This window comes from Streptantibioticus cattleyicolor NRRL 8057 = DSM 46488 (genome assembly GCF_000240165.1).
Lineage (GTDB): Bacteria > Actinomycetota > Actinomycetes > Streptomycetales > Streptomycetaceae > Streptantibioticus > Streptantibioticus cattleyicolor.
This window is the reverse complement of the sequence record NC_017586.1, coordinates 5,524,961-5,551,934: the sequence shown is the minus strand read 5'-3', so window position 1 is coordinate 5,551,934 and position 26,974 is coordinate 5,524,961. Positions and strand designations below refer to the sequence as shown.

At 74.4% G+C, this 26,974-nt stretch carries 23 protein-coding genes; 6 read left to right on the top strand and 17 right to left on the bottom strand.

Annotation, left to right across the window (positions count from 1 at the left end):
- Positions 1 to 66 precede the first annotated feature (66 nt).
- From SCATT_RS24315 to SCATT_RS24285, 7 genes are all read right to left on the bottom strand, one after another.
- Positions 67 to 1,302, bottom strand: a complete 1,236-nt coding sequence (locus tag SCATT_RS24315; RefSeq protein WP_014145847.1) for a glycosyltransferase — start codon at positions 1,300 to 1,302, stop codon at positions 67 to 69.
- Positions 1,299 to 2,267, bottom strand: a complete 969-nt coding sequence (locus tag SCATT_RS24310) for a glycosyltransferase (RefSeq protein ID WP_014145846.1) — start codon at positions 2,265 to 2,267, stop codon at positions 1,299 to 1,301. The genes SCATT_RS24315 and SCATT_RS24310 overlap by 4 nt, the downstream gene beginning before the upstream one ends.
- Positions 2,264 to 3,289: a glycosyltransferase family 9 protein gene (locus SCATT_RS24305; protein WP_014145845.1), complete on the bottom strand. Its 1,026-nt coding sequence runs from the start codon at positions 3,287 to 3,289 to the stop codon at positions 2,264 to 2,266. Before SCATT_RS24305 ends, SCATT_RS24310 begins: the two co-directional genes overlap by 4 nt.
- Positions 3,286 to 3,978 carry a D-glycero-alpha-D-manno-heptose-1,7-bisphosphate 7-phosphatase gene (locus tag SCATT_RS24300; RefSeq protein ID WP_078590818.1) on the bottom strand — a complete coding sequence of 231 codons (693 nt, stop codon included), beginning with the start codon at positions 3,976 to 3,978 and terminating at the stop codon, positions 3,286 to 3,288. The genes SCATT_RS24305 and SCATT_RS24300 overlap by 4 nt, the downstream gene beginning before the upstream one ends.
- 586 nt (positions 3,979 to 4,564) lie before the next feature.
- Positions 4,565 to 5,578 (bottom strand): glycosyltransferase family 2 protein, encoded by a 1,014-nt coding sequence (locus SCATT_RS24295; protein WP_014145843.1) that lies wholly within the window; start codon positions 5,576 to 5,578, stop codon positions 4,565 to 4,567.
- Positions 5,575 to 7,278, bottom strand: a complete 1,704-nt coding sequence (locus SCATT_RS24290) for a carbamoyltransferase family protein (RefSeq protein ID WP_014145842.1) — start codon at positions 7,276 to 7,278, stop codon at positions 5,575 to 5,577. Before SCATT_RS24290 ends, SCATT_RS24295 begins: the two co-directional genes overlap by 4 nt.
- A gap of 49 nt (positions 7,279 to 7,327) precedes the next feature.
- Complete coding sequence (locus SCATT_RS24285) at positions 7,328 to 8,290, bottom strand: NAD-dependent epimerase/dehydratase family protein (RefSeq protein WP_014145841.1); 963 nt, start codon at positions 8,288 to 8,290, stop codon at positions 7,328 to 7,330.
- 344 nt (positions 8,291 to 8,634) lie between these two features.
- Here SCATT_RS24285 and SCATT_RS24280 point away from each other — a divergent pair, with 344 nt between their 5' ends.
- Positions 8,635 to 9,627, top strand: coding sequence for a PAC2 family protein (locus tag SCATT_RS24280; protein WP_014145840.1), 993 nt, complete (start codon positions 8,635 to 8,637; stop codon positions 9,625 to 9,627).
- 46 nt (positions 9,628 to 9,673) lie between these two features.
- On the opposite strand, the gene SCATT_RS24275 is transcribed toward SCATT_RS24280, so the two are convergent.
- The 5 genes from SCATT_RS24275 to SCATT_RS24255 all read right to left on the bottom strand — a co-directional run bounded on the left by SCATT_RS24275 (position 9,674) and on the right by SCATT_RS24255 (position 16,468).
- The gene (locus SCATT_RS24275; RefSeq protein ID WP_173405658.1) at positions 9,674 to 12,721 is read right to left on the bottom strand and encodes an NPCBM/NEW2 domain-containing protein; all 3,048 of its coding nucleotides are present in this window, start codon (positions 12,719 to 12,721) and stop codon (positions 9,674 to 9,676) included.
- Positions 12,722 to 12,900: 179 nt separating this feature from the next.
- Complete coding sequence (gene mshC, locus SCATT_RS24270) at positions 12,901 to 14,130, bottom strand: cysteine--1-D-myo-inosityl 2-amino-2-deoxy-alpha-D-glucopyranoside ligase (RefSeq protein WP_014145837.1); 1,230 nt, start codon at positions 14,128 to 14,130, stop codon at positions 12,901 to 12,903.
- 113 nt (positions 14,131 to 14,243) lie between these two features.
- Complete coding sequence (locus tag SCATT_RS24265; protein WP_014145836.1) at positions 14,244 to 15,128, bottom strand: SCO1664 family protein; 885 nt, start codon at positions 15,126 to 15,128, stop codon at positions 14,244 to 14,246.
- On the bottom strand, positions 15,092 to 15,682 hold the full coding sequence (locus SCATT_RS24260) for a DUF3090 domain-containing protein (RefSeq protein WP_014145835.1): 591 nt from the start codon (positions 15,680 to 15,682) through the stop codon (positions 15,092 to 15,094). Before SCATT_RS24260 ends, SCATT_RS24265 begins: the two co-directional genes overlap by 37 nt.
- Before the next feature lie 78 nt (positions 15,683 to 15,760).
- On the bottom strand, positions 15,761 to 16,468 hold the full coding sequence (locus SCATT_RS24255) for a histidine phosphatase family protein (protein WP_014145834.1): 708 nt from the start codon (positions 16,466 to 16,468) through the stop codon (positions 15,761 to 15,763).
- A gap of 45 nt (positions 16,469 to 16,513) precedes the next feature.
- Here SCATT_RS24255 and corA point away from each other — a divergent pair, with 45 nt between their 5' ends.
- Both corA and SCATT_RS24245 read left to right on the top strand, forming a co-directional pair.
- On the top strand, positions 16,514 to 17,506 hold the full coding sequence (gene corA / locus SCATT_RS24250) for a magnesium/cobalt transporter CorA (RefSeq protein WP_014145833.1): 993 nt from the start codon (positions 16,514 to 16,516) through the stop codon (positions 17,504 to 17,506).
- 299 nt (positions 17,507 to 17,805) lie between these two features.
- Positions 17,806 to 18,408 carry a hypothetical protein gene (locus SCATT_RS24245; protein WP_014145832.1) on the top strand — a complete coding sequence of 201 codons (603 nt, stop codon included), beginning with the start codon at positions 17,806 to 17,808 and terminating at the stop codon, positions 18,406 to 18,408.
- Between the two features lie 73 nt (positions 18,409 to 18,481).
- Here SCATT_RS24245 and SCATT_RS24240 read toward each other — a convergent pair whose 3' ends face one another.
- Positions 18,482 to 19,531 (bottom strand): LLM class F420-dependent oxidoreductase, encoded by a 1,050-nt coding sequence (locus tag SCATT_RS24240; RefSeq protein ID WP_014145831.1) that lies wholly within the window; start codon positions 19,529 to 19,531, stop codon positions 18,482 to 18,484.
- Positions 19,532 to 19,657: 126 nt separating this feature from the next.
- On the opposite strand from SCATT_RS24240, the gene SCATT_RS24235 reads away from it, so the two are divergent.
- On the top strand, positions 19,658 to 20,638 hold the full coding sequence (locus SCATT_RS24235; protein ID WP_014145830.1) for an aldo/keto reductase: 981 nt from the start codon (positions 19,658 to 19,660) through the stop codon (positions 20,636 to 20,638).
- Positions 20,635 to 22,941, top strand: a complete 2,307-nt coding sequence (locus tag SCATT_RS24230; protein ID WP_014145829.1) for an ATP-binding domain-containing protein — start codon at positions 20,635 to 20,637, stop codon at positions 22,939 to 22,941. Before SCATT_RS24235 ends, SCATT_RS24230 begins: the two co-directional genes overlap by 4 nt.
- 70 nt (positions 22,942 to 23,011) lie before the next feature.
- Here the strand turns inward: SCATT_RS24230 and SCATT_RS24225 are convergent, their stop codons facing one another.
- Positions 23,012 to 23,620 (bottom strand): hypothetical protein, encoded by a 609-nt coding sequence (locus SCATT_RS24225; RefSeq protein WP_014145828.1) that lies wholly within the window; start codon positions 23,618 to 23,620, stop codon positions 23,012 to 23,014.
- 48 nt (positions 23,621 to 23,668) lie between these two features.
- Here SCATT_RS24225 and SCATT_RS24220 point away from each other — a divergent pair, with 48 nt between their 5' ends.
- Positions 23,669 to 23,857 (top strand): DUF5703 family protein, encoded by a 189-nt coding sequence (locus tag SCATT_RS24220; RefSeq protein WP_041824963.1) that lies wholly within the window; start codon positions 23,669 to 23,671, stop codon positions 23,855 to 23,857.
- Between the two features lie 93 nt (positions 23,858 to 23,950).
- Here SCATT_RS24220 and SCATT_RS40620 read toward each other — a convergent pair whose 3' ends face one another.
- The 3 genes from SCATT_RS40620 to SCATT_RS24205 all read right to left on the bottom strand — a co-directional run bounded on the left by SCATT_RS40620 (position 23,951) and on the right by SCATT_RS24205 (position 26,927).
- Complete coding sequence (locus SCATT_RS40620; protein ID WP_014628619.1) at positions 23,951 to 24,775, bottom strand: chaplin; 825 nt, start codon at positions 24,773 to 24,775, stop codon at positions 23,951 to 23,953.
- Positions 24,776 to 25,129: 354 nt separating this feature from the next.
- Positions 25,130 to 25,363, bottom strand: coding sequence for a chaplin ChpH (gene chpH / locus SCATT_RS24210; protein WP_014145825.1), 234 nt, complete (start codon positions 25,361 to 25,363; stop codon positions 25,130 to 25,132).
- A gap of 238 nt (positions 25,364 to 25,601) precedes the next feature.
- A complete protein-coding gene (locus SCATT_RS24205; RefSeq protein ID WP_014145824.1) occupies positions 25,602 to 26,927 on the bottom strand; it encodes a M20/M25/M40 family metallo-hydrolase in 1,326 nt (441 codons plus the stop codon).
- Positions 26,928 to 26,974 lie beyond the last annotated feature (47 nt).

Genomic DNA, 26,974 nt, shown 5'->3' with positions numbered 1-26,974 from the left:
GGCCGGGTGCGGCCCGTCCTCCTCGGCGGTGCGGTGGTGGGTGGGGGCGGTGGCGTGCCGGGGCGGTCAGGCGGCGCGCCGGTCGGCGCGACGGTCGCGCAGCACCTCGTGGTAGGCCCGTTCGGTGGCGGCGGCGACCCGGTCCCAGCCGTACCGGGCGAGCACCCGGCGGCGGCCGGCGGCGCCCCGGGCCCGGCGGCCGTCGGCGTCGTCCAGCAGCCCGGCGACGGCGGCGGCGAGCGCGCCGGGGTCTCCCGGTGGCACCAGGCACCCGGTGGCGGGGTCGGCCACGGTGTCCAGGTGGCCGCCGACCGCGCTGGCCACCACCGGCGTGCCGCAGCTCATCGCCTCCAACGGCACGATGCCGAACGGCTCGTAGGCGGGCGGGCAGAGCACCACGTCGGCGGAGCGCAGCAGTTCGGGCACGTGGGTGCGGGGTACGCCGCCGGTGAAGCGGACCCGGTCGGCCACGCCGCGTTCCCGGGCGACCGCGCGCAGCCGCCGCACCTCGGGGTCGCCGTCGAGGCGTCCCTCGGGCGGGCCGCCGGCGACGACGAGTTCGGCGTCGGGCAGTCCGGCGAGGGCCGCGATGGAGACGGCGGCGTTCTTGCGCGGCACCAGCCGGCCGATCTGCAGCAGCCGGTACGGGAGCCGGCCGCGCGGGGCCCTGGGGCCGTCGGGGGTGAACACCTGCGGGTCGACACCGCACGGCACCACGGTGGTGCGGGCGGGGTGCAGCCCCATCGCCCGGAGTTCGCCGACCTCGTCGCGGCAGGTGGCCACGATCCGGTCGCACTCGCGGCCGACCGCCGTCTCCACCGCGATCCGGTCCGGCGGGCTGGTGTCGGCGTCGCCCTGGTGGCGCCGCTTGACGGTGCCCAGCGCGTGGTACGTGTGGAGGAACGGCAGCCCCAGCTCACGGCAGGCGAGCGAGGTGGCGAGGCCCGACATCCAGAAGTGCGAGTGGGCCACGTCGGGCGCCTCGGCGGCCCAGTCCTTGGCCAGGAAGCGGCCGAACTCGGCCATGAACGGCAGCAGTTCGTCCTTGGGCACCGGTTCCGGCGGTCCGGCGGGCACGTGGCGTACGGTGACGCCGGGCCGCAGGGTGACGGTGGGCGCCAGGTCGGGGTGGTCCTTGCGGGTGTAGACGGCGACCCGGTGGCCGCGGTCGGCCAGCGCCGCGGCGAGCTGCGCCACGTGCACGTTCTGGCCGCCGGCGTCGACACCGCCGAGCGCGGCCAGCGGGCTGGCGTGCTCGGAGACCAGGGCGATCGACAGGTGGGGGCGGTCGGTGCGCCTCATACGCGGGTCACCTCCTCCATCAGGCGCTCCCAGTCGGCGAGGAAGCGCTTGAGGCCGTAACGGTCCAGGGCGGCGCGGCGCGCGCGGGCGCCGTCGGCCGCGGCGGCCTCGGGTTCGGCCGCGTAGCGGCGGATCGCCTCGGCGAGCACCTCGGGCCGGGTGGAGAGCACCCCGGCGTCCGGCGGCACCGCGGCGACGGCCTCGGTGGTGGCCAGGGCGACCACGGGCATGCCCAGGTGCATCGCCTCCAGCAGGGAGAGCCCGAGCGAGGTCCAGCGGATCGGGTGCAGGTAGCAGCGGCGTTCGGCGAGGGCGTCGTGGAGGCCGCCTTGCGGCAGGTCGGCGGTGCGGCAGCGGTCGGCGGGGATGCCCAGCCGTTCGGCGAGCCCTTCGGTGCCCATCCCGAAGACGTCCAGCGGGGCGCCCTCGGCGAGTTGCGGCAGCAGGTCGGTGCCGGTGGTACGGCCGCGCCGCAGCGGTTCGTTGACCACCACGGCGGCGTGCGGCAGCCGGCCGGTCCAGCGGTGGCCGGGGTCGGGGATGCCGTGTTCGATCACGGTGGTGCGGGTGCTGCCGTTGTCCCAGAAGAGCCGGTTGAAGTGGGTGACGTGCACCAGGGTGAGGTCGTCGCGGTCGGCGTACGGGTGGCGGGTGTCGGGGACGTCGCCGTGCGGCGCGTTGTGTTCCACGTAGACGGCGGGGACGTCGCGGCCGGGGCGGCGTCCGCCCAGCCACTCCTCGGCGAGCCGTGGTTCGTGCGGGCGTTGCAGGACGACCAGGTCGACCGGGTGGTCGCGCAGTTCGGCTGGGCTCAGCTCCACCACCGAGGCGGGCCAGGGGTAGGTACGGGCCCGGCCCAGCCCGTCCGGGCCGCGGTCCGGGGTGACCGGCACCAGGTAGGTGTGGGGTCCCTGGACGAACGCGGTGGTCCAGGAACCGTGCACGTGCCACAGCAGGATGTTCACGCCGTCGCCTCCTCGACTTCCTGACGTTGTGTCAGTTCGGTGACGGCCGCGACGACCTCCTCGTCGGTGACCGAGTCCAGGCACGGGTGGCCCGGTACCGGGCAGGCCCGGGCCCGGGTGCCCGCGCAGGGTGCGTCCGCCCGGCCGAGCAGCACGTGCGCCACCCGGTACGGGGCCCACCGCTCGGCGGGCACCACGGGGGCGAACAGGCAGCAGACCGGGGTGCCCACGGCCGCCGCCAGATGGGCCGGGCCGGTGTTGCCGGTCACCACGGCCGAGGCTCCGGCGAGCACCGCGGCCAGTTTCGGCAGCCCGGTGCGCCCGCCGAGGTCGAGCGCGTGGTCCCCGGCCACCTGCGCGGTCAGCTCCTTCTCGGCCGGGCCGCCGGTCACCACGACCCGGTGGCCGGCCCGGCTCAGCGCCGCCGCGGCGGCCTGCGCCCGCCCCGGACTCCAGGCGCGGGCGGGCACGGCGGCCCCGGGGTGCACCACCAGGTACGGATCGGGGCCGGTCAGCGCCGTGGTGTCGGGCAGCTCCCGGACGCGCAGCCCGCCGCTGTCACCGGGCGGCAGCCCGAAGCCGGCCGCCTCGGCCAGGTCGAGCCCGGCCCGCGCCTCGTGCCGCCGGGGGAACCTGCGGTGCCGCAGATCGAGCAACGCCCCCGGGTAGTGCTCGCTGTCGGCGCCGATCCACGGCACCCCCGCCATCCGCAGCAGCAACGCCACCGGCAACGGGCTCTGATGCGCCGAGGCCAGGATCAGCGCCCGGTCGAACCGCCGCGCCGCCACCGCCGCCACCAGCGCCAGCACCTCGTCGCGCCGCACCGGCGGCGGCTCGAATCCCACCCACGGCGCGTCGTACACCAGCAGGTCGTCCACCCCCGGCAACAACCGCGCCGCCTGCTCCCCCAACGGCCCGCACAACATCGTCGTATGCGCCGACCCCGCCGCCACGGCCCGCACCGCGGGCCCGGCGAGCAACACGTCACCGGCGCTGTCGAGGCGTACGACGAGGGTCCTCATGCGATACCTCCGTGACGGCCGGCCCCGCCGTTGTCGCGCGCGGTACCGGTACGGCCTGCGGCCGGCGTGGGGGCGTTGGAGAGCAACAGGCTTACCGCGGTGGGCAGATCGGGGGCCGTCAGGGGGGCTCGGGCGGTTTCCTCGGGGCGGGTGGCGGCGTTGGGGACGAGCAGGCCGTGGGCGCCGGCGGCGCGGGCCGCCGCGAGGTCGGCGGCGATGTCGCCGACGACCGCGGTACGGGACGGGGCCGCGCCCAGCCGACGGCAGGCGGCGAAGACCAGGCCCGGCGCGGGCTTGCGGCACGCGCAGCCGTCGTCCGGGCCGTGCGGGCACACCGCCCACACCCCGAACGGGCCCAGCGACTCCTCCACCTTCCGCAGCACGGCGTACACATGCCGCCGGGTCAGCAGGCCCCGGGCCACCCCGGACTGGTTGCTCACCACCCCCACCGCGATGCCACGCGCCCGCAACTCCTCCAGCGCCTCCCGCGCCCCCGGCATCACCCGCACCCGGGCCGGATCGCCGTTGTACGGCACGTCCACCACGAGGGTCCCGTCCCGGTCGAACAGCACCGCGTCCCACGGGCCGCCCACCGGCCCCTCCCCCTGCCCCGGCCGCGGCCGGGCCACCGGGAAGACCCAGGGCCCTCCTGTGACTGGTGATGCCTTGGTGGCGAATGTCTGCTGCACGGTGGCGCGGGTATCCCGTGATCAGCAACCGAAACCTGCCCAAATCGGACCACCACGGGTTCGCTCGCGCCGGCGGCCAGCCATTACTCCGTGGCCGGTTCGCCCGTTCCAGGTTTCCGGGGCGCCCCCGTTCGCCCCTGCCCGGTGGGTGGTTGGGGTGGGTTTTGGTTTGGTTCGGCACGGTGGCTTCGCCTATTGCCGGTACGGGGTCGGTGGCGCGCCGGGGGTGACTCCTCGCTCCCCGTATCCGCCACAGCTTGGCTCCGGCTGCTGGGTCGCTGCGGGGACACCCCCGGCACACCCCCTTGTGCCGTCGTGCGGGTGCCTCTCTTCGCGGGTGGGGGTGAGTAAGGAGGTTGGGGTGACCCCGATCTCCTTCTCACCCCCTCCGTGCCGCAGCGCGGAACGAGACCGGACGGGGGCGTGCAGGGGTGTCCCCGCAGCGACCCAGTAGCCGGAGCGCAACTGTGGCGGATACGGGGAGCGAGGAGTCACCCCGGAGGGCCCCCGGACTCCAGGAAGACAGTGCGCATCCCGCGCTATGCGATGACAGCCACGGGTGGGCGGGGGGAAAACATCTGTGACGTCAGCCACGACGAAGCCGGGACCGGGGGGACCCCGGGGAGGGCGGGGTGGGGCGGAGGGCGGCGGAGAGGCGGTGGGCGACGGCGGTGGGCGGGATCACCACGCTGGTGAGAAGCATGGTGACGATCTCGTCCACCGTGCGAGGCCCCGGCACGATCCTCGCCACCGCGAACTCCACCGTCCCCCCCACCCACACCCCCGCCGCCAACACGGCGGCCCGAGGCCGCCGCACCACCGCACAGGCGACCGCCACCACCCCCACCGCCGTCACCACCGCGTGCGCCGCGACACGTCCGCGCGGCGCCTCCGCCCGGCGGCGCCAACCCCGCCCGTGGATCCGCCCCATCAGCACGTCGTCCGCGTTGCCCGCCTGGGTACGCACCGACACCCACCGGTCGGCCGGGCGCACCGGGTGGACGGTGCGCCGGCGCCCGGTGGTCAGCGTCCATCCGGCGTCCAGGCAGCGCAGCGCGAGGTCGGCGTCCTCCCGGAAGGCGCGCGGGAAGCGTTCGTCGAAGCCGCCGACGGCCTCCAGCGCGGCGCGCCGGTAGACCATGTCGGCGGTGATCCAGCGGGCGTCGGCGAGCCCGGCGGTGTTGCGTTCCCAGTCGGTGGGGCGGCGTCCGGCCGGCAGCGGGACGGTGACGCGTCCCTGGACGCCGGCCGTGCGGGCGTCGGCGGCGGCCAGGTCGGCGGCGAGGTCGGCGGCCCAGTCGGGGCCGGGGAGCACGTCGTCGTCGAGGAAGGCGATCCACGGCTCGGGCGCGGCGCGCCAACCGGCGTTGCGGGCGGCGGCCGGACCGTACCCGCATCCGGCCACCGTCTCGACCAGGCCGCGCAGTTCGGGCGGGACGGTGACCGGCAGCGGGGCGCAGTCGGACAGCGGCCGGTCGTCCACCAGCACGATGCGGGCCGGCCGCGGACCCTCGGTGGCCGCCAGCGCCGCCAGCAGGTCGCCGAGGCTGGGGCGGCCGAGGGTGGGGACGACGACGGCGTAGCGCGGGGCGCCGGTCACGGCGCCGCCCTCTCCAGCACCGGTTCGGTCAACGCGCGGCCGGGTGCGTACTCCTGGACGCCGGAGAAGAAGGCACCGCGGCGTACCGTGAACGGGCCGATGGCCAGCAGGTCGACCGGGGCGGAGCCGAAGCACTCCAGGGCGTCGCGGGGGTCGTCCACCATGGGGCGGCCGGCGGTGTTGAGGCTGGTGTTGACGACCACCGGCAGGTCGGTGAGGCGTTCGAAGCGTTCCAGCATGCGGGCGACGAGCGGTTCGACGACCGGGTCGACGGTCTGGATCCGGGCGGTGCCGTCCACGTGCACCACGGCGGGGATGCGGTCGCGCCAGCTCGGGGCGACGTCGTGCACGAAGAGCATGTAGGGGCTGGGCAGCGGGCCGTCGAAGATCTCGGCGGCCCGGTCGGCGAGCACCATGGGGGCCACCGGCCGGAACTGCTCGCGCCCCTTGACGTCGTTGAGGCGTTCCAGGTTCTCCGCCCGGCCGGGGTGGGCCAGCAGCGAGCGGTGGCCCAGGGCGCGCGGCCCGAACTCCGAACGCCCCTGGAACCAGGCGACCACGGCGTCGTCGGCGAGGGCCTGGGCGACCGCCTCGGCGATGTCCCCGGGGCGTTCGAAGGGCACCCCGGCCCGGGTGAGCCAGGCGGCCAGCTCGTCCTCGTGCCAGCCGCGGCCGAGCGCGGCGGTGGGCATCACGGTGGTGCGGTCGCCGGACTCGGCGGAGCACAGCAGCGCGGCGCCCAGCGCGGTGCCGGCGTCGCCCGCGGCGGGCTGCACCCACACCGCGTCGAACGGACCCTCGCGCACGATGCGGGAGTTGGCCACGCAGTTGAGGGCCACCCCGCCGGCCATGGTCAGCAGCCGGTCGCCGGTGCGTCCGTGCAGCCAGCGCACCAGGTCGAGGAGGACCTCCTCCAGGCAGCGCTGGGCGGAGGCGGCGAGGTCGGCGTGGTCTCGCGTCCACGGCTCGTCGGGGCGGCGGGGCGGGGCGAGTTCGCGCCACGGCACCCCGGTGGCGGCGAACCCGCCGTCCCCGGTGGCGTACACGTGGCGGCGCAGTTCGGCGAGCATGCGCGGGGTGCCGTAGGAGGCGAGCGCCATCACCTTGTACTCGTCGCTGGAGCGCAGGAAGCCGAGGTGTTCGGTGAGTTCCTCGTAGACCAGTCCGAGGGAGTGCGGCAGCCGTTGGCCGTACAGCGGCTCGACGTGGTTGCCGGTGCGGCGGCCGGCCAGGTGGGAGGTGGCCTCGCCGCGGCCGTCGAGGACGAGGACGGAGGAGGGGTCGGCGTCGGGTGCGGCCAGCGCGCCGGAGGCGGCGTGCGCCAGGTGGTGGGGGACGAAGCGGACCAGGGACGGGTCGAGGCCGGGCAGCGCCTCGGCGATGAAGCCGGGGGCCTGCCGGGCGTACATCTGGCGCAGGTGGTCCCAGGGGTCGTGCAGCCCGAGGGCGTCGGCCGGTTCGGCGAGCGCGGGGTCGTAGGAGTAGGCGACGGCATGCAGGTCTTCGGGGCGCAGACCGGCCTTGTCCAGGCACCACTTGGCGGCCTGGACGGGCAGTTCCCAGGCGGAGAAGGGCAGCGGGCGCTTGCCGTGCTTGCGGCGGGAGAAGCGTTCCTCCTCGGCGGCGGCGACGATGCGGCCGTCGACGACGAGGGCTGCGGCGGGGTCGTGGAAGAGGGCGTTGATGCCGAGGGTGCGCATGGCGTCGGTCACGTCCTTTCGGCCGGCGGGTCCGGGGCGGGCGGCGGGTTCAGGCCGTGGCGTACTCGCCGCGGTGCTCACGGAACCAGGCGATGGTGCGGGCGAGCCCCTCGGCCGCCGTGACCCGTGGCACCCACTGGAGCTTGTCGCGGGCCAGGCCGATGTCCGGGCAGCGCACCGCCGGGTCGTCCACCGGCCGTTCCACGAAGCGGATGGTGGCCTGGGTGCCGGCCAGGGCGGCGATGGTGCGGGCGAGTTCGAGCATGGTGGTCTCGTCCGGGTTGCCGATGTTGACCGGCCCGGTGAGCTGGGAGGCGGCCATGGCGAGGATGCCGCGTACGGTGTCGTCCACGTAGCACAGCGAGCGGGTCTGCCTGCCGTCGCCGGTGACCGTCAGCGGTTCGCCGGCCAGCGCCTGCCGGATGAAGGTGGGCACCGCGCGTCCGTCGTGGCCGCGCATCCGCGGGCCGTAGGTGTTGAACAGCCGCACGATGCCGCAGTCGGTGCCGTGGACGGCGGCCTCTGCGGTGGTGAGCGCCTCGGCGTACCGTTTGGCCTCGTCGTAGACGCTGCGCGGGCCGACCGGGTTGACGTTGCCCCAGTAGCTCTCGTCCTGCGGGTGGCGGTGCGGGTCGCCGTAGACCTCGGAGGTGGAGGCGAGGACGAAGCGGGCGCCGTGTTCGCGGGCGATGGCCAGCGCGTTGCGGGTGCCGTTGCTGCCGGTCTCCAGGGTGTGCAGCGGCAGCCGCAGGTAGTCGGCGGGCGAGGCCGGGGAGGCGAAGTGGAGGACCAGGTCGGCCCGGCGGGGGATGTCGAAGGGTTCCACGACGTCGGCGCGGAGCACGGAGAAGTCGGGGTTGCCCGCGAGGTGGGCGAGGTTCTGGGCGCGACCGGTGCACAGGTCGTCGACGCAGGTGACCGCGGTGCCCTCGGCGAGCAGGGCGGTGCACAGATGGGATCCGACGAATCCGGCGCCCCCGGTGACGACGGCGTGCTGCCAGCGTGGTGCCATGGTGGTCTCCGTCCTCCGCGCTTTCCGTGCGTTCCGGTTGGTCCCGGATTGTTCCCGGACCGCGGTTGGACGCGGTACCCGTCACGGCGGGGTTCAATCCGCCGGTCTTCATGGCGATGCGTTGCGCCGGGCGGCGGTGGGCCGGGCCGGCGGCCAGGTCACCGGGGGTGTCGTGCGACGCCCGCGCGAATTTCCGGATACCAGTTCGATCATTATCGGCTGGGGCGTTCCGGGGGCTGCGGTAGCAGGGCCCGGACGCCGTAGGCTGGTGCCGCAAGCAACCGGGATGCAGGACAGCAGCCGCGGCCGGCCCACAGGCCGCGGCGGCCGGAAGGAGGCGCTGGGTGATCGAGGTCGAGGGGGTGCCCGAGCTGGTCGACCCGGTCATGGTGGCCGCGTTCGAAGGCTGGAACGACGCCGGCGACGCCGCGTCCTCCGCGGTCGCGCACCTGGACCGGGAGTGGAAGGGCGAGGTCTTCGCCGCGCTCGACGCCGAGGACTACTACGACTTCCAGGTCAACCGGCCCACCGTCTTCCTGGAGGGCGGGACCCGGAAGATCACCTGGCCCACCACCCGGCTCTCCGTGGTCCGCGTCCAGGACCCCGCGCCACGCGACCTCGTCCTGGTGCGCGGCATCGAGCCCAGCATGCGCTGGCGTTCTTTCTGCAACGAACTGCTCGGCTTCGCCCACGAGTTGGGCGTGGAGATGGTGGTGATCCTGGGCGCGCTGCTCGGGGACACCCCGCACACCCGCCCGGTGCCGGTCACCGGGGTCACCTCCGACCCGGACCTGGCCCGCACCCTCGGTCTGGAGGAGTCGCGCTACGAGGGGCCCACCGGCATCGTGGGCATCCTCCAGGAGGCGTGCACCCACGCCGGGATCCCGGCGGTGAGCCTGTGGGCGGCGGTGCCGCACTACGTCTCACAGCCGCCCAACCCCAAGGCCACCCTGGCGCTGCTCAACCGGCTGGAGGACCTGATCGACCTGCGCGTCCCGCCGGGCGAGCTGGCCGAGGACGCCCGGGCCTGGCAGCTCGGGGTCGACCAGCTCGCGGCCGAGGACAGCGAGGTCGCCGAGTACGTCCAGACGCTGGAGGAGGCCCGGGACACCGCCGATCTGCCGGAGGCGTCCGGCGAGGCGATCGCGCGGGAGTTCGAGCGGTATCTGCGCCGCCGGGACGGCCAGCACGGCCCGCACGCCACCGAGAGCGGCGAGCCGCGCGAGCCCGGTCCGTTCCTGCGCGGTCCGGCGCCGCGTGAGGCGCGGGACGGCGGGGAGGGCCCGGAGGCGGCCGACGAGGGCGGGGACGACGCGGACGAGGGCCGCGAGTCCTGACCGCCGCGTCGTGCGGGGCGTCCGCGCGGACGCCCCGCACGACGGCTCAGCCGGCCGGGCGGCAGTGGAACCGGGCCGCCGCCCAGTCCCCGTGGTCACCGCTGTTGGAGGTGCCCACCCGGTCGATCCGCAGGTCGGCCACCCGGGCGCCGGTCAGCGCCACGTCGACCGGTACGGTCGCCGAGGCCTCGGTGAGCGCCGGTGAGGTCCACACCGGCCGGCCGTCGGCGGTCACCGTGAAGGTGACGTCGCCGTGGCCGGCGGTCTCGTCGTCGATGCCCACCTCCGCGGTGAACGAGATGCACCGGCCGCCGAGGTTGACCGCGATGTCGGAGTCGGCGTGGGCGCCGATGCCCTTGGCGTGGACGGTGCCGCGCAAGGTGAGCGGATGGCCGTCCGAGGCGCCGGACTCGCCGTTGCTGCGGTCGCGTTCGGGCGGCCCCCAGCCGTTGGTCTGGCGCAGCCACACCATGTCGCTCGCCCAGGTGTCCCCGTCCGGCGGCGGTGGCAGCGCGGTCACCGCGAAGCACTGGGTGACGGTGGTGCCGCCGGTCACGACGGTGGCGGTCAGGACGCTCTCGCCGGGCGGGGCGTCACGGGGCGGGGTGACGGTGAACGTCAGCCGCCGTGCCGTGCCCGGGGTGAGCCGGCCGGTGGTGCGCGCAGCGGAGACGGTCCAGCCGTGCGGCGCGGTCAGCGAGACGGTGGCCGGGGGCGTCGGACGGCTGCCCGCCGCGACCTGGACCGCCACCGGGCCCGGCGTGCCCGCCGTGACCTGCTGGCCGTCCGGGGCGGTCACCGCCGGGACCGCGCCCGGGCGGCGTCCGCCGAGCGCGCTGGTGCCGCGCAGCCGTACGGTGAACGCGCTGCCGGTGGACCGGGTGCCGGTCTTGACGTGGACGACGCCCTGCCGGTCGGCCGGGTCGTACCACCAGCCGCGCTCCGCCGCCTGGTAGGCCGCGCGGTCGGCGGCCCGCGGGACGGGCCGTCCGGCCACGGTCACCCCGGCGGGCGCGCTGCCGGTGTGCACGGTCAGCTCGTACCCGCGGGCGGCGGCCTTGCCCTGGTAGTGGCCGGTGCTCGCGCCGACCGCCACGGTGACGTCGCCGGACCCGGCGCGTGGGGCGCGGACGTCGACCCGCTGGCGGGCGTAGGCGCCGGTGCGGTGCTGCCGGGTGACGCCGTCGTCCTCGTAGAGCGTGAAGGACGACTCACCCTGCGGATAGACGTCCCAGGTGAGCGTGGAGCCGGGGGTGTGGTCCCGGTACGACCTGATGCCCTGCCACATCGGGATCGCGGCGCCCGCGCGGACGAACAGCGGCAGCGTGTCCAGCGGCGCGCTGTAGCCGTCGACGGTCACCGGCCCCCGGTAGACCCGTCCCGACCAGTAGTCGGTCCAGGTGCCCTTCGGCAGGTAGATGCCGTCCCGCCGGTCGCTGTCCTGGTAGACCGGGGCGACCAGGAAGTCCTGGCCGGAGAGGAACTCGTACTTCGCCGCGTCCCCGGCGGCCACCGGGTCGCCGGGGTACTCCAGCGCCAGCGGCCGTACCGGGCCGACGCCGGTGCGGTGTGCCTCCTCGGCGTAGGTGTACAGGTACGGCAGCAGCGCCTCCTTGAGCTTGAGGTAGCGGCGGTTGACGGAGGTGTAGGGCTCGCCGTAGCGGAACGGCTGCTTGTCGCTGGGGGCCCAGCCGTCCATGGACATCACGGTGGGCAGGAACGACTTCCACTCCAGGTCGCGGGTGTAGGTCTGGGGGCTGCCGCCGAAGATGCCGTCGATGTCCCCGGTGGTGTACGCCAGGCCCGACATGGTGGCGCCCGCGTAGGTGGGGATCTGCCAGCGGATGTAGTCCCAGCCGCCGCTCTGGTCGCCGGACCACTGCACCCCGCAGCGCTGCGCCCCGGACCAGCTCTCCGGGGCCCAGGTGAAGCCGCGTGCGTCGCTGTTGTCCTCGATGCCCTGGTAGGCCGCCTTGCAGCCGTCGAGGGCGAACTTGTAGCCGTCGCCGACCCAGGCCACGTCCAGCTTGGCCACCCGCTGGCCGTCCTTGACCTGCTGGGCCAGGGTGGCGAGGCCGTCCTGGGTCCACATGCCCAGCTGCGCCCCGCGCTGCCGCAGGCCCCGCGCGGTCTGCGGCAGGTTCTCGTAGCCGCACCCGTAGCCGTCGTTGACCAGCATCCAGCCGAGCGGCATGTCGTTGGCCAGGTAGCCGTCGGCCACCTTCAGCGCGTCCAGGGTGTGGCGTTCGCCGCGGTTGGCGTTGTGCAGGTAGCAGTCGGAGTCGCCCACTTCGAGGCCGTACAGCGGCGGCAGGAACGGGCGTCCGGTGAGCGCGGTGTAGGCGCCGATGACCTGCTTGGCGTTGTCACCGGCGAAGTAGTAGGCGTCGAACCGGTTCTCCTGCTCGGTGGTGGTGACCGGGTCGGTGAAGGCGTAGGTGCCCGGGGCGTAGGTGTCGCGGAAGACCCCGTAGCCGGCCGAAGACAGGTAGAAGGGAACGGAGTTGGGGTGCCCGCCGTCGTTCCAGTCGTAGTCGACGCCGACCTGGACGGTGTGGTCGCGGTGCGAGGTGTCGCCGCGGCCGTTCTGCATGCCGGCGCCGTAGAACTGCTCGGTGGCGCCGCGCCGCAGGGTCTGGGTGGTCTGTCCGCCGTCCCAGGTGAGCCCCTTGGCCTCGGACCACAGTACGGCGCCGTCGGCCCGGCGCAGTTCGAAGCGGAGCGGGTGGGCGTGGGCGAGCAGGGTGACCTTGGCGGTGCGCATCCGGTAGGTGTCGCCGTCGCGGTGCCAGCTGGTGTGCGGCGGCGGGCCCTGCGGCAGCACGATGTCGGTGCCGGTGGGGTCGGTGAAGGTGCCGTCCGGGGCGAGCCTGATGCGGACGGTGTCGTCGCGGACGAAGTCGACCCGGATCCGGGCCGCTCCGGCCGTCAGGTCGTACTCGGCGCCGTGCGCGGCGAACCCGGTGAGGTCGCCGACGGTGGTGGCGGTGGGCGGCGGATCGGCGGCGCGCGCCCCGCTCGCGGGCCCGGTCCAGGTCAGGAGCAGACCGGCCACGGCGGCGAGGACCGCCGTCAAGCGTGTGGGTCTCTGCATGCCAGCGGTCTAGTACGGATTACGCGTACATGACCATGGACTGGCGGGCCGGAGGCATGGACTTCCCGAACACGGCCGGATCGCACCCGGTGACAGCGCGGCGCGTTTCACCCGTTCGTGGGCGCCCCGGCCGGTTTGCCGGCCGGGGCGCCGCCAAGTGACGGATTTCGCTCAGCGCCTTACAGGGCCACCCCGAGCAGGGCGTCCACCGTGCGGGAGACCAGGCCGGGGGCGCCCGGGTCGGTGCCGCCGGCGGTGCGCTGCGTCTCGGCCCAGCGGTCCACCGCGGCCAGCGCGGCGGGCGCGTCGAGGTCGTCGGCGAGCGCCTCGCGGACCTCCTCCAGCAGCGCCTCGGCGGGCGGGCCGTCCGGACGCGAGACCGCCGCCCGCCACCTGCCGAGCCGTTCCACCGCCTCGGCGAGCACCTGGTCGGTCCACTCCCAGTCGGCGCGGTAGTGGTGGGCCAGCAGCGAGAGCCGGATCGCCGCCGGGTCCACCCCGTCCCGGCGCAGCGCGGAGACGAAGACCAGGTTGCCCTTGGACTTCGACATCTTCTGGCCGTCCAGGGCGACCATCCCGGCGTGCACGTACGCCTTGGCGAACGGGAACTCGCCGGTGAGCACCTGGGCGTGCGAGGCGCCCATCTCGTGGTGCGGGAAGGCCAGGTCGGATCCGCCGCCCTGGACGTCGAAGCCCATCCCGAGGTGGTCCAGCGCGATCGCCACGCACTCGATGTGCCAGCCGGGGCGGCCGGGGCCGAGCGAACCGCCGTCCCAGCTCGGCTCGCCGTCGCGGGCGGCCATCCACAGCATCGGGTCGAGCGGGTTCTTCTTCCCCGGGCGGTCCGGGTCGCCGCCGCGCTCGGCGGAGAGGATCCGCATCGCGGTGGCGTCCAGCCGTGACACGTTGCCGAAGTGCGGGTCGGACTCGACGGAGAAGTAGATGTCGCCGTCGAGCTCGTAGGCCGCGCCGGCCTCCCGCAGCCGCTCCACCAGCGGGACGATCCCGGGTATCGCCTCGACGGCGCCGATGTAGTGCTTGGGCGGCAGCAGCCGCAGCGCCGTCATGTCCTCACGGAACAGGGCGGTCTCCCGCTCGGCGAGCTCGGTCCAGTCCACACCCGTCTCGGCGGCCCGTACCAGCAGCGGGTCGTCGACGTCGGTGACGTTCTGTACGTAGTGAACCTGCCGCTTCGTGTCGAGCCACACGCGCTGCACGAGGTCGAACGCGTTGTAAGTGGCCGCGTGCCCCATGTGGGTGGCGTCGTAGGGGGTGATGCCGCATACGTAGATGCGGGCCACGGGACCGGGGTCCAGGGTGACCGTACCGCCGGTCGCGGTGTCGTGTAGCCGGAGTTCGCGTCCCCTACCGGGCAGGGCGGGAACCTCCGAAGCGGGCCAGGCATGCATGGCACGAGCCTAACCGGACGGGTGTTCCGTATACGAGCCGGGAGCGGTCCCGATGACGTGATTGACGGTCTTGAGTTCCGCGCCGATCCGTGCTTACCCGCTCTTCGCGCCGCTCACACCGGTGGCCACGGGATCGCCGGCCAGCTGCCGCCGGGCTCCGGGTGACGGCCGGTGGCCAGCAGGGCGGCGACCCGTGCGCGCAGCGCGTCGACCTCGTCGGCCGTGAGCAGATCGGCCAGCCGGGTGCCGAGGGCGCCGGCCAGCTCGGCGGAGAGCCGGGTCAGGACGGTGACCGCCTCCTCGGTGAGCGGTTCGCCCGCCCACCCCCACAGCAGGGTGCGCAGCTTGTCCTCGGTGTGGAAGGTGACCCCGTGGTCGATGGCGTACAGCCGGCCGCCGGTGCCGGGCAGCAGGTGGCCGCCCTTGCGGTCGGCGTTGTTGATCACCGCGTCGAGCACCGCGAGCCGGCGCAGCCGCGGGTCGTCGGCGTGCACCAGCAGCGCGGTGCGCCCCTCGCCGACCTCGGCGAAACCTATCGCCTTCCACCCCGGCTCCGGCTCCTCGCCCTCGACCAGGGCGAGGAGCCCGGACGCCTCGGGGTCGGCCTCGATCCACAGCTGGCACATGCCCTCGCCGTACGGGCCGTCGCGCAGCACGGTGGGCGGTACCAGCTGCCAGCCGGTGGCCTCGGAGACCAGGTAGGCGGCGGCCTCCCGGGCGGCCAGCGTGCCGTCGGGGAAGTCCCACAGCGGCCGTTCCCCGGCCACCGGCTTGTACACGCAGGCCGCGCGGTGGCCGTCGGCCTCCACGGCGCAGTACAGCACCGCGTTGGACGCCTCCCGGACCTGGCCGCGTACGGTCAGCCGGCCCTCGCCCAGCAGCCGCAGGGTGTCGGCGGCGGACAGCTGCCCGTCGCCCTCCGCGCGCGGGGCCGGCGGCACCGGACGGCCGCCGCCGGGCTTCAGCCCGCTCTGCGGTACCCGTTCTGACGCGGGCATACGTGTCCTTCCGGATCGAGGGGCAGGCTGCACAGCGGGCACGGCGGCCGGCCCGCGGAGACGACCTCCAGCGCGCGCTTGGCGAACGAGCGGGCCTGCGCCCCGGTGAGCCGCACCCGCAGCATCGGCGGGCCGTTCTCCTCGTCCTGCAGGAGCATCTCCTCGGCGGCCTCCAGGTCCTCCGAGGAGTCCGCGTCGATCTCCACCAGCGCCTGGGCCTCCAGGATCATCCGCTGGTCGGAGGTGTCCCAGGCGAGCGCCATCGTCCCGACCCGGAACTCGGCCTCCACCGGGGTGTCCAGCGGCGCGGTGTCGGCCAGCTCGGCGGGGGCCACCGCGGGCACCGAGGCGTCGCCGCCGGAGCGCCGCAGGACCTCGTCGAGCAGCTCGTCGATGCGCTCGGCCAACGCGGCCACCTGGGTCTTCTCCAGGGCCACGCTGGTCACCCGGCCGGCCGCGCTGGCTTGCAGGAAGAAGGCGCGCTGGCCCGGCTGCCCGACCGTACCGGCCACGAACCGGTCCGGCTGCTCGTAGAAGAACACCTGACGGGGCACGTCCTGCTCCGTTTGCTCGACTGCTTGGTCACTTGTGCGTGCGCGGGTGCCGCGGCACCACCCTACTGCGCACGGCGATCACGTTGTGCCGGTGGCTCCGCCGACCACCGCGTCCGAACCGCCCCGCCCGGCGGCCCCGGCGTCCGGGCGCGGGACCAGGCCGCCGTACTCGCCGGTGTCGCCGAGGCGCAGCAGGAACGGACGCAGCGGGGTGTAGCGGATCGCGGTCACCGAGCAGGGCTCCACCGACAGCCGCTGGAAGAGGTCGAGGTGCAGGCCGAGCGCGTCGGCGGCGACGGACTTGATGATGTCGCCGTGGGAGCAGACCAGGTAGACCGCGTCCGGACCGTGGTCGCGTTCGATCCGCTCGTTCCAGTCGCGTATCGCGGCCACCGCGCGCTGCTGCATGGCGGTCACCGACTCACCGCCGGGGCCGGGGAAGACGGCGCCGGAGGGGTACTGCTGGACGGTCTTCCACAGCGGCTCCCCGGCGAGGTCGGCGAGCTTGCGGCCGGTCCAGTCGCCGTAGTGGCACTCCCCCACCCGGTCGTCGGTGTGCACCGGCAGCTCGGGGCGGGCGTCGAGCAGCGGCTGCACCGTCTCCCGGCAGCGCTGGAGCGGGCTGGTGACGACGGCGGCCAGCGGCAGCGCGGCGAGCCGGGTGGCGAGCGCGGCGGCCTGCTCGCCGCCGCGCTCGTCCAGACCGACGCCTTCGGACCAGCCGGCGAGCACCCCGTCGGCGTTGGCGGTGGACCGGCCGTGCCGGGCCAGGATCACGATGGGCATGGCACGAGGGTACGACCCTGGTCCGACATCGCCCGGGCCTGGACAATGGACGGCGTGATCGTGGACTGCGCCATTTACCGTGGTGGGCACCGTACCGAGGGCCCGGCCGACTTCTCCGACGCCCTCGCCCAGGCCCGGGCGGACGGCGACGCCTACTTGTGGATCGGGCTGCACGAGCCGACGCCGGAGGAGTTCGACCTGGTCAGCAGCGAGTTCGGCCTCCACCCGCTGGCGGTGGAGGACGCGCTCAAGGCCCATCAGCGCCCGAAGTTGGAGACCTACGACGACTCGCTCTTCCTGGTGCTCAAGCCGGTCGGCTACGCCCCGGACACCTGCACGGTGACCAGCGGCGAGCTGATGGTCTTCGTCGGCGACTCGTTCGTGGTGACCGTCCGGCACGGCGAGACCAGCGCCCTGGGCGAGGTGCGCAGACGGCTGGAGGAGGCGCCGGAGGTGCTGGCCCGCGGGCCGAGCGCGGTGCTCTACGCGGTCAGCGACTCGGTGGTCGACCACTACATCGACGTCAGCACCCAACTCCTCACCGATCTGGAGGAGTTGGAGGCCGAGGTGTTCACCCCGGGCGGTTCGGACAGCCAGGGTGTGGCCGGGCGGGTGTACGCCTTCAAGCGCCAGGTGCTGGAGTTCCGCCGCTGCGCCGCCCCGCTGATGCAGCCGATGCTGCGGCTCACCGGCGCCGACGTGCCCTTCGTCGACCGCCGTACCCAGCCGTTCTTCCGTGACGTGGCCGACCACTTGAACCGGGTCAACGACCAGGTGGAGGCGTTGGACCGGCTGCTGAGCGACATCCTGGGGGCCCATCTGACCCAGGTCGGGGTGCGGCAGAACGACGACATGCGCAAGATCTCGGCGTGGGCGGCGATCGCCGCGGTGCCCACCTTGATCGCGGGCGTGTACGGGATGAACTTCGACCACATGCCGGAGCTGCACACCCGGTACGGCTACCCCACGGTGCTGGTGGGGATGGTCGTGGTCTGCGTGGTGCTGCACCGGTTCTTCAAGCGCCGCGGCTGGCTGTGAACGCCCCGGCGCCGACCGGGTCTTCGTTCGCGCAGCGCGTAACTTGGCGGCGGGTGCCGCGTTGAACGTGGTGACGGCCGTGGCGGGGAAGACCCCGAGCCCCCACCACGGCCGTGGAAGCCTCCTCCGCCCGGCGGGCGGGCGGTTCGGTCCGCCCGCCGGAATCTCCTCCCCCGCCTGCCCTGTTCCCGTGTGTGTCGGTACGGCTGGGTAAGGTCGCCGTAACGCCGCAACACCGACGTCCTCCGGCCGCCAGGGGCCGGCGGACACCAGGGGACGGGATCGCGAAGCAGGTGGAGATGTTCAGCAAGGCCGCCCGAGGCCGCCCTGCGACACAGCGGCTGGGCCCGCCGGGGTCCGACTGGTCGCCCTACCAACGGCTGGACGACGCGGTCCACGCCTACTTCCTCCACGCGGACGTGGCGTTGGAGGCGGTGCGCGGGGTGCTCGGCCGGCGGCGGGTGCGCGGTTTCACGCTGGAGCGCGTGGTGGACCTCTCCGAGAGCGGCGCGTCGGTGTGGCAGGAGGCCGCGGTCTGCGACGGCCGGCGGCTGATCCTGTGGCACAGCGAGGAGCTGGCCGACGAGGCCGGCGGCGGCACCGTGCTGGACTCCTCGATCCAGGTGCTGCCGCTGGAGGTGATCGGCCATGTCGGGCTGCGCACCCTGGTCGGCCGCGACGAGCTGGGCCGCCGCGTCGACCGTGGCGCCTACCTGGTGCTGGCCACCGCCACCCCGCACGAACTGACCGCGGTGCGCGCCGATCCGGAGGGCGCGGTGGCCGCCGCCCGGTTCCGCCCGGAGGCGTTCCGGTTCAGCAAGTCGCTGGAGGACGGCGGGCCGGGCCAGATAGCCCGGCTGATCGAGTTCGGCCGCCTGCTGGGCCGGCTCGTACCGCGGTGACGACGCCGAGGTGACATCGCGGGGTGACATCACCGAGGTGACATCGCCGCGGTGAACGGGCCGGCCCCGCCGGTCACGCCAGGCCGGCCCGCTCCAGCGCCTCGACCCCGGTGCGCAGCGCGGTCAGCCGCTCCTCGAGGGTGAAGCCGGCCGGCGAGAGGGTCAGCGTGGTCACCCCGGCCTCGGCGTAGGCGGCCATCCGGTCGGCGATGCGCTCGACCGGGCCCAACAGGCTGGTGGAGTCGATGAGTTCACGCGGCACGGCCGCCGCGGCGCCCTCCTTGTCGCCGGCCAGGTACTTGTCCTGGATCTCGGCGGCGGCCTTCTCGTACCCCATGCGCTGGGCGAGCCGGTTGTAGAAGTTCTGCTTGCGGCTGCCCATGCCGCCCACGTACAGCGCGGTGTACGGGCGGAACAGGTCGGCCAGCGCGTCGACGTCCTCGCCGACCGCGATGGGCAGCGTGGGGCAGACGTCGAAGCCCTCCAGCGTCCTGCCGGCCCGTTCGCGTCCGGCGCGCAGCGGTGCCAGGGCGGTCTCCGCCAGGTGCTCGGCGGAGGGGAAGATCAGCAGCGCGCCGTCGGCGATCTCCCCGGTCTGCTCCAGGTTCTTCGGTCCGATGGCCGCGATGTACAGCGGGATGTACTCGCGCACCGGGTGCACGGTGAGCTTGAGCGGCTTGCCCGGGCCGTCCGGCAGCGGCAGCGTCCAGTGCTCGCCCTGGTGCGTCAGGCGCTCCCGGCTCATCGCCTTGCGCACGATCTCCACGTACTCACGGGTGCGGGCCAGCGGCTTGTCGAACCTGACCCCGTACCACCCCTCGGAGACCTGCGGGCCGGAGACGCCGAGGCCGAGCCGGAACCGGCCGCCGGAGAGCGAGTCGAGGGTGGCGGCGGTCATCGCGGTCATCGCCGGGGTGCGCGCCGGGATCTGGAAGATGGCCGAGCCCACGTCGATCCGCTCGGTGTGGGCGGCCACCCAGGTCAGCACCGTCGCCGCGTCCGAACCGTACGCCTCGGCGGCCCAGCAGACCGAATACCCCAGCCGGTCCGCCTCCTTGGCCACCTGAAGGTTGTCGGCGTCCATCCCGGCGCCCCAGTAACCGAGGTTGATCCCGAGCCGCATCGCGCTCCCCTTACCGATCGGTAACGTCGTCGTCGCCCGGAGCGTAGCGCGCCGGACCGGCCCCCGCGCCTGTCGGGTGCGCCACAGCGTCCCCCGCGCACCCCTCGGCAAGTAAGGTCACCGGGCATGGAGCCAAGACATCTCGGCCGTACCGGTCTGCGCGTGTCGCGTCTCGGGCTGGGCACCCTGATGTGGGGGCGCGGCGGCGGGGAACGGGACGCGGCCGACCAGCTCAAGACGTTCTGGGAGGCGGGCGGCACGCTGGTGGACACCGCCGACGTGTACGCCGACGGCGGCGCCGAGTATCTGCTGGGGCGGCTGATGGACGGGCTGGTGCCCCGGTCCGACCTGGTCATCGCCACCAAGGCGGGCAGCGTGCCCCACCCCGACCGGCGTTTCGACTGCTCCCGCGGCCATCTGCTCTCCGCGCTGGACGCCTCGTTGCAGCGGCTCGGCACCGACCACGTCGACCTGTGGCAGGTGCACGCCTACGATCCGGCGACCCCGCTGGAGGAGACCCTCCAGGCGCTGGACATCGCGGTGGCCTCCGGCCGGGCACGGTACGCCGGGGTCTCCAACTACTGCGGCTGGCAGCTGGCGAAGGCCGCCACCTGGCAGCGCGCCGCCCCCGGCCGCACCCCGCTGGCCAGCACGCAGATGGAGTACTCGCTGCTGCAACGCGGCGTGGAACGCGAGGTGCTGCCCGCCGCGCTCGACCTGGGGGTGGGGCTGCTGCCGTCCTCGCCGCTGGGGCGCGGGGTGCTCACCGGCAAGTACCGGCACGGCATACCGCCTCAGTCGCGGGGCGGCTCCGACGACCTCGCGCCGTTCGTCGCGCCCTATCTGGACGAGACGGCGCGGCTGATCGTGGACGCGGTCGCCACCGCCGCCGACGGGCTCGCCGTCACCCCGTTGCAGGTGGCGCTGGCGTGGGTACGCGACCGGCCGGGGGTGGTCGCCCCCATCGTCGGCGCCCGCAACGCGCAGCAGCTCGGTCAGGCGTTGTCAGTGGAGGCGCTTACCCTTCCGGATGAGATCTGCCAGGCGCTGGACGACGTGTCGGCGCCGGTGCATCGCTACCCCGACCACGACTGGAGCACGCTGTGAGCACGGACCCCACCGCCCGAGGCGCCGAGCAGGACGCGGAGGCCGGCCCCGGAACGGGCGCCCCCGTGCCCGGGCCCGACCGCCCGCCGGCCGGGGCGCGCTCGCCCGAGCTGGCCCGGCTCGCCCAGGCGGTACGGGCGATCGAGAGCGGTGACCGGCCGGCCGCGCCCGCCCCGCCGCCCACCGCGCCGGCGCCCGCGCCCGTAGCCCCGTCCGCCGCGCCCGCCACGACCCCGCTGCCCGCCGAGCCGGTGGCCGCGGCCCGGCAGGTGCTCGGCGCCGGCGGCGCCCCCGCCGCGCTCGCCGGCCCGGCGATGGCCGTGCTCGGCGAACGCGCCGGCGAGCTGCTGCGCGAGGACCCGTGGCGGGTGCTGTCACTCCCCGGGGTACGCCTCGACCAGGCCGACGGCTTCGCCCGCACGCTGCTCGGCCCGGCGTGCGGACCCGGCGACGAACGCCGCGGCCGGGCGGTGCTCGGCCGTCTGCTGGAGCAGGCCGCCGAGGCCGGCCACACCGCGCTCGAATGGCCGGTGCTCGCCGACGCGTTGGCGAAGCAGTCGGTGCCGGACGCCGAAACGGTGATCCGGCGTGCCGTCGAGGAGGGCCAGGTCATGGTCTTCCACGAGGAACGCCCGACCCCGGGCGCCGCCCCCGACGACGAGACCCCCGTCACCGTCCTCCTCGCCCTCGACCGCTACGCGCTGGCCGAGGAGTCCCTGGCGGACGCCCTGGTCCGGCTGGCCAACAGCGTTCCGTCGGAGGGGGCGCCGGGGTCCGTCGGCGCGGAGGACGACGCGGACGACGAACGGCGCGCCGGGGACGCGGAGTCGGCCGACGAGCCCGCGGTCGCCGAGGACGCCGACGCCGCCGGAGGGTCCGGGAACGTCGACGCAGCCGGGCCGGGCGAGGACGGCCCGGTGCCCGGGAGCGTGGCAGACGCCGAGACGGCCGGACAGCGCGGGAGCGACGACGCGGCCAGGCCCACCGGGAACGGCCAGGGGGCCGACGGCGCCGGACAGGTCACGGACGGCCAGGGCGCCGGACAGACCCGGGGCGTCAACGGGACCGACGGCGCCGAGGAGGCCGGCCCTGGCGGGGATCACCACGCGCGGTCCGCCGTTGACTGGGAGGCGGCGGCGGGGGCAGCGCCGACGCCGTCCGCCGCGGAGTTGATCCGTGCCGTGGCCGGCCACGGACTCGTCGCGCACACCGGCGGTGAGGCGGCGCGTGCCGAGCCGGCGGCGCTGGTCGCGGCGGCTCGCGCGGCCGGACTGCGGGCGTACGCCGCCGCGTTCACGCCGGACGGGCGGCGCCGGCTCGCCGAGTCGATCGGCCCGGGCGGTGACGAGGCGGCGGTCACCGTGGACGGGCTGCTCTCCGGCGCCGAGGGCCCGGGCCGGGACGCGGAGGGCGCCTTCGCGCTGGACCTGCTGGCGGTGGTGGACGCCCCGCGCCTCGACGTCGAACTGGCCGCCACCTTGGTCGAGTCGGTGCCCGACGGCGCCCGCCTGGTGCTCAGCGGCGACCCCGCGGTGTTGTGGTCCGCCGGTCCGGGGCGGGTCTTCGCCGACCTGCTGGCCGCCCGGGTCTGCCCCCAGGTGGTCTCCCGCACCCCGGACCCCGGCCCGGTCGGCGAGCTGGTCTCGGGCATCGGGGTGGGCGAGCTGACCCCGGTCGACGCCCCCGGCCGGGAAGTGGTGATCGTGCCGGTGCGCGACCCCGGGGAGGCGGTGCACCGTACCGTCCAGCTGGTGGCCGATTCCATTCCGCGGGCCATCGGCGTCCCCGCGCCGCGCACCCAGGTGGTCACCGTCGGCCACGGCGGCCCGGTGGGCACCAGGGCGCTCAACGCGGCGCTGAAGGAGCGGCTCAACCCAGGGCCCGGGCGTTTCGGCGGCTTCGACCCGGGCGACCGGGTGGTGTACGTCCCGGCGCCGGGCCGCGCGCTGCCCGCGACGGTCACGTCCGGTGACGCGGCGGGGCTCCATCTGGAGTGCGAGGGCGCCGCCGTGGTGGTGCCGCCGGACCAGGTCGCGGCGGCGGTGCGGCACGGCTGGGCGCTCACCGCCCACCAGGCGGCCGGCTCGCGCTGGCCGGCGGTGGTCGCCGTGGTCCCGGGCGACGCGGGGCAGGCGCTGACCCGTCAGTGGGTCTACACCGCCTTCGGCCGCGCGGAAACGCATCTGTCGGTGGTGCAGGGGGCCGATCTCCAGCAGACCGTGGTGGAACGGCCGGCCAAGGAGCGGACGACCCGGCTGCGCGCGGTGCTGGGTGAGCACGGCGCCGGTCTGGCGGACGCGTAGGCCCTGGTCCCGGAGATCCGTCGCCCGCCCGGCGGTCCGGGCCGTGGGCGGGCGACGGCCGGGGTGGCGCTCACCGTTCCGGGTCGAGCGCCTCCAGTTCGTCGTCGTAGACCGAGCTGACGTCGAACCGGCAGATGATCAGCTCGGGGTCGGCCTGGTCGAAGGGGGCCGACAGCCATTCGCCCGGTTCGGTGGGCCGGGCCGCCGACACCCACAGCGTCGAGTCGCCCTCCTCCAGGCCGAACTCCTTGTGCCGGGAGGCGATTTCGTCCGGTTCGTACTCCCCGAAGAGCACGCCGATGGCCGCGTTGACCCCGGCACCGACCCCGGTGACGTCGTCGGTGACCCGGTCGGCCTGGGTGATCAGGCGCTGCGGGTCGGCGATGGTGTAGTCCCGGCGGACGAAGACGCTGATCGCGCCGGGGTTCTCCGGCCCGGCGTAGGCGGGCAGCGAGTCGCCGGCGGGTACTTCGAACGGGGTGACTTCGTCGTAGGCGTCGTAGAGCAGTTCGTCGTAGTGTTCGGCGGCCGAAGCCAGGGCGTCGAACGCGGCGAAGACCTCGGGGTCGTCCTCGCCCGTGCGGTTCTCGATCGCGGCGAGGTGGCGGTCGATGGCCGCCTTGACCGCCTCGGCGGCGGCACGTACCTCGGTGGCGGTGGGCTGCGCGGCATCAGACATGGTGCAGACGCTATCCGCACCGGGCCGCCTCACGCACAATAGATACCGATGCCTGAATGGGAATTTCAAGACGTGTATGTGCCGCGTGGTGTGTCCCGCAACGCCGCCCGGCGTCTGTTGACCGAGCATGCCGAGTACGGGCACTGGGAGCTGGACCGGTTGCGGCTGTACCCGGACGGCAGCCGCAAGGTACGGCTGCGCCGCCGGATCATCCGTCAGGTCCGCGCCACCTGGTGAGCGGGGCCGCGCAACGCGGAACAGGGCGACCGCATGGCGTGCGGTCGCCCTGTTCGCTGTCGGGCCCTGCGGCCCGGCCGGTGGTGGGCCGGCTCAGCGGTGTGCCCGGCCCCGGCGGTAGAGCACGCTGCCGGTGGCCAGCAGCCCGGCGCTGACCAGGCCGAGCAGCCCGAGCTGGTCGGTGCCGGTGTGCGCCAGCGCCTCCCCGGACTCCTGGGGCGCGGGGCGCGGCGGGGTCACCTGGTGGTGCACCGGCTGCGGGGGGCGCGCGCCGTTGCCCTGGTGACCGCCGTGCTGCGGCGGCACGTGGACGTGCTGCGGCGGCGGCTGGTGCCCCTGGGGGGGCTGGTGGCCGCCGCCCTGCTCCGGGGGCTGGTGCTCCTCCGGCGGGGGCGGCTGGTGGCCCTGCCCGGGAGGCGGCGGCTGGTGGCCGTGCTGCGGAGGCTGGTGGTGGTGGCGCCCGCCGCCGTGGTTGGCGCAGCCGTTGCCGTACGCCGGGTTGAGCGCCCCGACCACGTCCACGGTGTCGCCGCAGGCGTTCACCGGGACGTCCACCGGCGCCTGGACGGTGTTGCCGGAGCCGACGCCGGGTGAGCCGGTGGAAGCCCCGCGCGCCGAGGCGCCGCCGCCGTGGTGGTAGCTGTGGCTCTGGCCGTGGCCGTGACCATGGCCGTGGCCGCCGTTCACGCAGTTGTTGCCGAAGGCGGGGTTGAGCGCCCCGACCACATCGACGGTGTCGCCGCAGGCGTTCACCGGGACGTTGACCGGCACCTGCACGGTGTTGCCCGACAGTACGCCCGGGGAGTTCGCGGAGACCCCGCTCGCTCCCGAGTCGGCGAACGCGTATCCACCGGTCACGGCGAGCACGCCGCTCGTTGCGATGATGGTGATCAGGCCCGTTCTGGTGACCTGTCTCATGCTGTTCCCTGCCTTCTGCTGTGCTGGTTGCTCACGGGCCCTGACGAGCCCGCGTGGCGGGGGGCCGCGGGATGGACTCCGCGTGTCCGCGGTGATCGCCGACGGCCCTGGAGCACCGGAGCGCTCCAGGGCCGCGCGGAATCGGACCGCTGACGGGTGCGACTCGACGTCACGTACGGAGGTAAAACGCCGAAACGCGGAAAACGTCACGGACGCGGAACGCCTCTGGCGCGGTCGTCCGGGACGCCACACGTCCCGGACGCACGACGACACCGACTTTCGGCACCGTTCGGCTCAACGGCCCACGGCACGAGAAGTCACGCACTGACGTGTACGGTCACCGGGCCCGGATGGTCACCTGTTGTCGCAGTGGTTGCCGAACGCGGGGTTGAGCACCCCGATCACGTTGATGGTGTCACCGCAGGCGTTCACCGGGACGTGGACCGGGACCTGCACCACGTTGCCGGAGAGCACGCCGGGGGACTGCACGGCCGCGCCCTGCGCACCGCTGTCGGCAACGGCCATGCCCGCACCCGCCAGCACCAGGCTGCCGGTGGCAGCCGCCGCGGCGATGACCTTCTTGACCATGATGTTTCCTCTCATTGACAGTGCGGTCCCAGCCGCGGACCGCACCCACTCAACGAGGGCATGAAGGCAGGGCAACGCGTACGCTCACCCGTTCACCCGTACCGGTGAGCACCGCACACGCTGCCGAAGATCACTGCTGTGGCTGTCGTCTCCTGGTCCCTCACTCCTTCTGCCCGTGCCCGGCGGAACACGTCGTCCCGCCGGGCGCGGTCACGTTCCGTAACCGTCGTTCGCCGGTTCAGCTCAGGTCGATGAACCGGTCCAGCACCCGGACCCCGAACTGGAGCCCGTCCACCGGCACCCGCTCGTCCACGCCGTGGAACATCCCGGCGAAGTCCAGCTCCGGCGGCAGCCGCAGCGGCGCGAAGCCGAAGCAGCGGATGCCCAGGTCGTCGAAGGACTTGGCGTCCGTGCCGCCGGACAGGCAGTACGGAACGGCGCGGGCGATCGGGTCCTCCGCCCGCAGCGCGGTCTGCATCGCCTCCACCAGGGCACCGTCGAAACTGGTCTCCAATGCCTTGTCGGCATGAACGTCCTCGCGCTTGACCCTTGGCCCGAGCACCCGGTCGATCTCGGCCAGGAACTCCTCCTCGAAACCGGGCAGGAAACGCGCGTCCACGTGCGCCGTCGCCTGGCCGGGGATCACGTTGACCTTGTAGCCGGCGCCCAGCATCGTCGGCGCGACGGTGTTACGGAGCGTAGCGCCGATCAGCTTGGCGATGCCGCCCAGCTTCTTGATCGTCTCGTCCATGTCCTCCGGGTCGAGCGGGGTGCCGAGCGCGTCGGAGAGCTCGTCCAGGAAGGAGCGCACGGTCTTGGTGACGCGGACCGGGAACGGGTGGCGGCCCAGCCGCGCGACCGCCTCGCACAGCTCGGTGACGGCGTTGTCGTCGTTGGTCATCGAGCCGTGGCCGGCCGTGCCCTCGACGGTCAGCCGCATCCAGTGCATGCCCTTCTCGGCCGTCTCGACCAGGTAGAGCCGCAGGTTGTCGTTGACGGTGAAGGAGAAGCCGCCGACCTCGCCGATCGCCTCGGTGACCCCTTCGAACAGGCCGGGATGCTTGTCGACCAGGTGACGGGCCCCGTAGACCCCGCCGGCCTCCTCGTCCGCCAGGAAGGCCAGCACGATGTCCCGGGGCGGCTTGCGACCGCTGCGCAGCCGGTCGCGGACGACCGCGAGCGTCATCGCGTCCATGTCCTTCATGTCGACCGCGCCACGCCCCCACACGCAGCCGTCGGCCACCTCACCGCTGAACGGATGGTGCGTCCAGTCGGCGGCGTTGGCCGGGACGACGTCGGTGTGGCCGTGGATCAGCAGCGCCGGCCGGGAGGGGTCCTCGCCCTCGATGCGGGCGACGGTGGAGGCCCGGCCCTTGTGCGACTCGAAGATCTGCGGTTCGAGTCCGACCTCGGCGAGCTTCTCGGCCACGTACTCGGCGGCGGCCCGCTCCCCCGGGCCCGAGTGGTCGCCGTAGTTGCTGGTGTCGATCCGGATCAGATCACGGCACAGGTCGACCACCTCGTCCTCGCCGGTGATCGTCCGTGCCGGGTTCGACTCGCTCACGCTGCCTCCTCGTTGACTGCCGCTCGCCGTCCGCCGTGGTGCGCGCA

Excerpts from the sequence above, each read along its gene's own strand:
- SCATT_RS24255 (WP_014145834.1), bottom strand. The coding sequence starts at position 16,468 with ATGCCCATCGTGATCCTGGCCCGGCACGGCCGGTCCACCGCCAACGCC.
- SCATT_RS40620 (WP_014628619.1), bottom strand. The coding sequence starts at position 24,775 with ATGAGACAGGTCACCAGAACGGGCCTGATCACCATCATCGCAACGAGC.
- mshC (WP_014145837.1), bottom strand. The coding sequence starts at position 14,130 with ATGCATGCCTGGCCCGCTTCGGAGGTTCCCGCCCTGCCCGGTAGGGGA.
- SCATT_RS24240 (WP_014145831.1), bottom strand. The coding sequence starts at position 19,531 with ATGCGGCTCGGGATCAACCTCGGTTACTGGGGCGCCGGGATGGACGCC.
- chpH (WP_014145825.1), bottom strand. The coding sequence starts at position 25,363 with ATGGTCAAGAAGGTCATCGCCGCGGCGGCTGCCACCGGCAGCCTGGTG.
- SCATT_RS24315 (WP_014145847.1), bottom strand. The coding sequence starts at position 1,302 with ATGAGGCGCACCGACCGCCCCCACCTGTCGATCGCCCTGGTCTCCGAG.
- SCATT_RS24265 (WP_014145836.1), bottom strand. The coding sequence starts at position 15,128 with ATGCCCGCGTCAGAACGGGTACCGCAGAGCGGGCTGAAGCCCGGCGGC.
- SCATT_RS24225 (WP_014145828.1), bottom strand. The coding sequence starts at position 23,620 with ATGTCTGATGCCGCGCAGCCCACCGCCACCGAGGTACGTGCCGCCGCC.
- SCATT_RS24305 (WP_014145845.1), bottom strand. The coding sequence starts at position 3,289 with ATGAGGACCCTCGTCGTACGCCTCGACAGCGCCGGTGACGTGTTGCTC.
- SCATT_RS24245 (WP_014145832.1), top strand. The coding sequence starts at position 17,806 with ATGTTCAGCAAGGCCGCCCGAGGCCGCCCTGCGACACAGCGGCTGGGC.
- SCATT_RS24235 (WP_014145830.1), top strand. The coding sequence starts at position 19,658 with ATGGAGCCAAGACATCTCGGCCGTACCGGTCTGCGCGTGTCGCGTCTC.
- SCATT_RS24285 (WP_014145841.1), bottom strand. The coding sequence starts at position 8,290 with ATGGCACCACGCTGGCAGCACGCCGTCGTCACCGGGGGCGCCGGATTC.
- SCATT_RS24275 (WP_173405658.1), bottom strand. The coding sequence starts at position 12,721 with ATGCAGAGACCCACACGCTTGACGGCGGTCCTCGCCGCCGTGGCCGGT.
- corA (WP_014145833.1), top strand. The coding sequence starts at position 16,514 with ATGGACGGCGTGATCGTGGACTGCGCCATTTACCGTGGTGGGCACCGT.
- SCATT_RS24220 (WP_041824963.1), top strand. The coding sequence starts at position 23,669 with ATGCCTGAATGGGAATTTCAAGACGTGTATGTGCCGCGTGGTGTGTCC.
- SCATT_RS24290 (WP_014145842.1), bottom strand. The coding sequence starts at position 7,278 with ATGCGCACCCTCGGCATCAACGCCCTCTTCCACGACCCCGCCGCAGCC.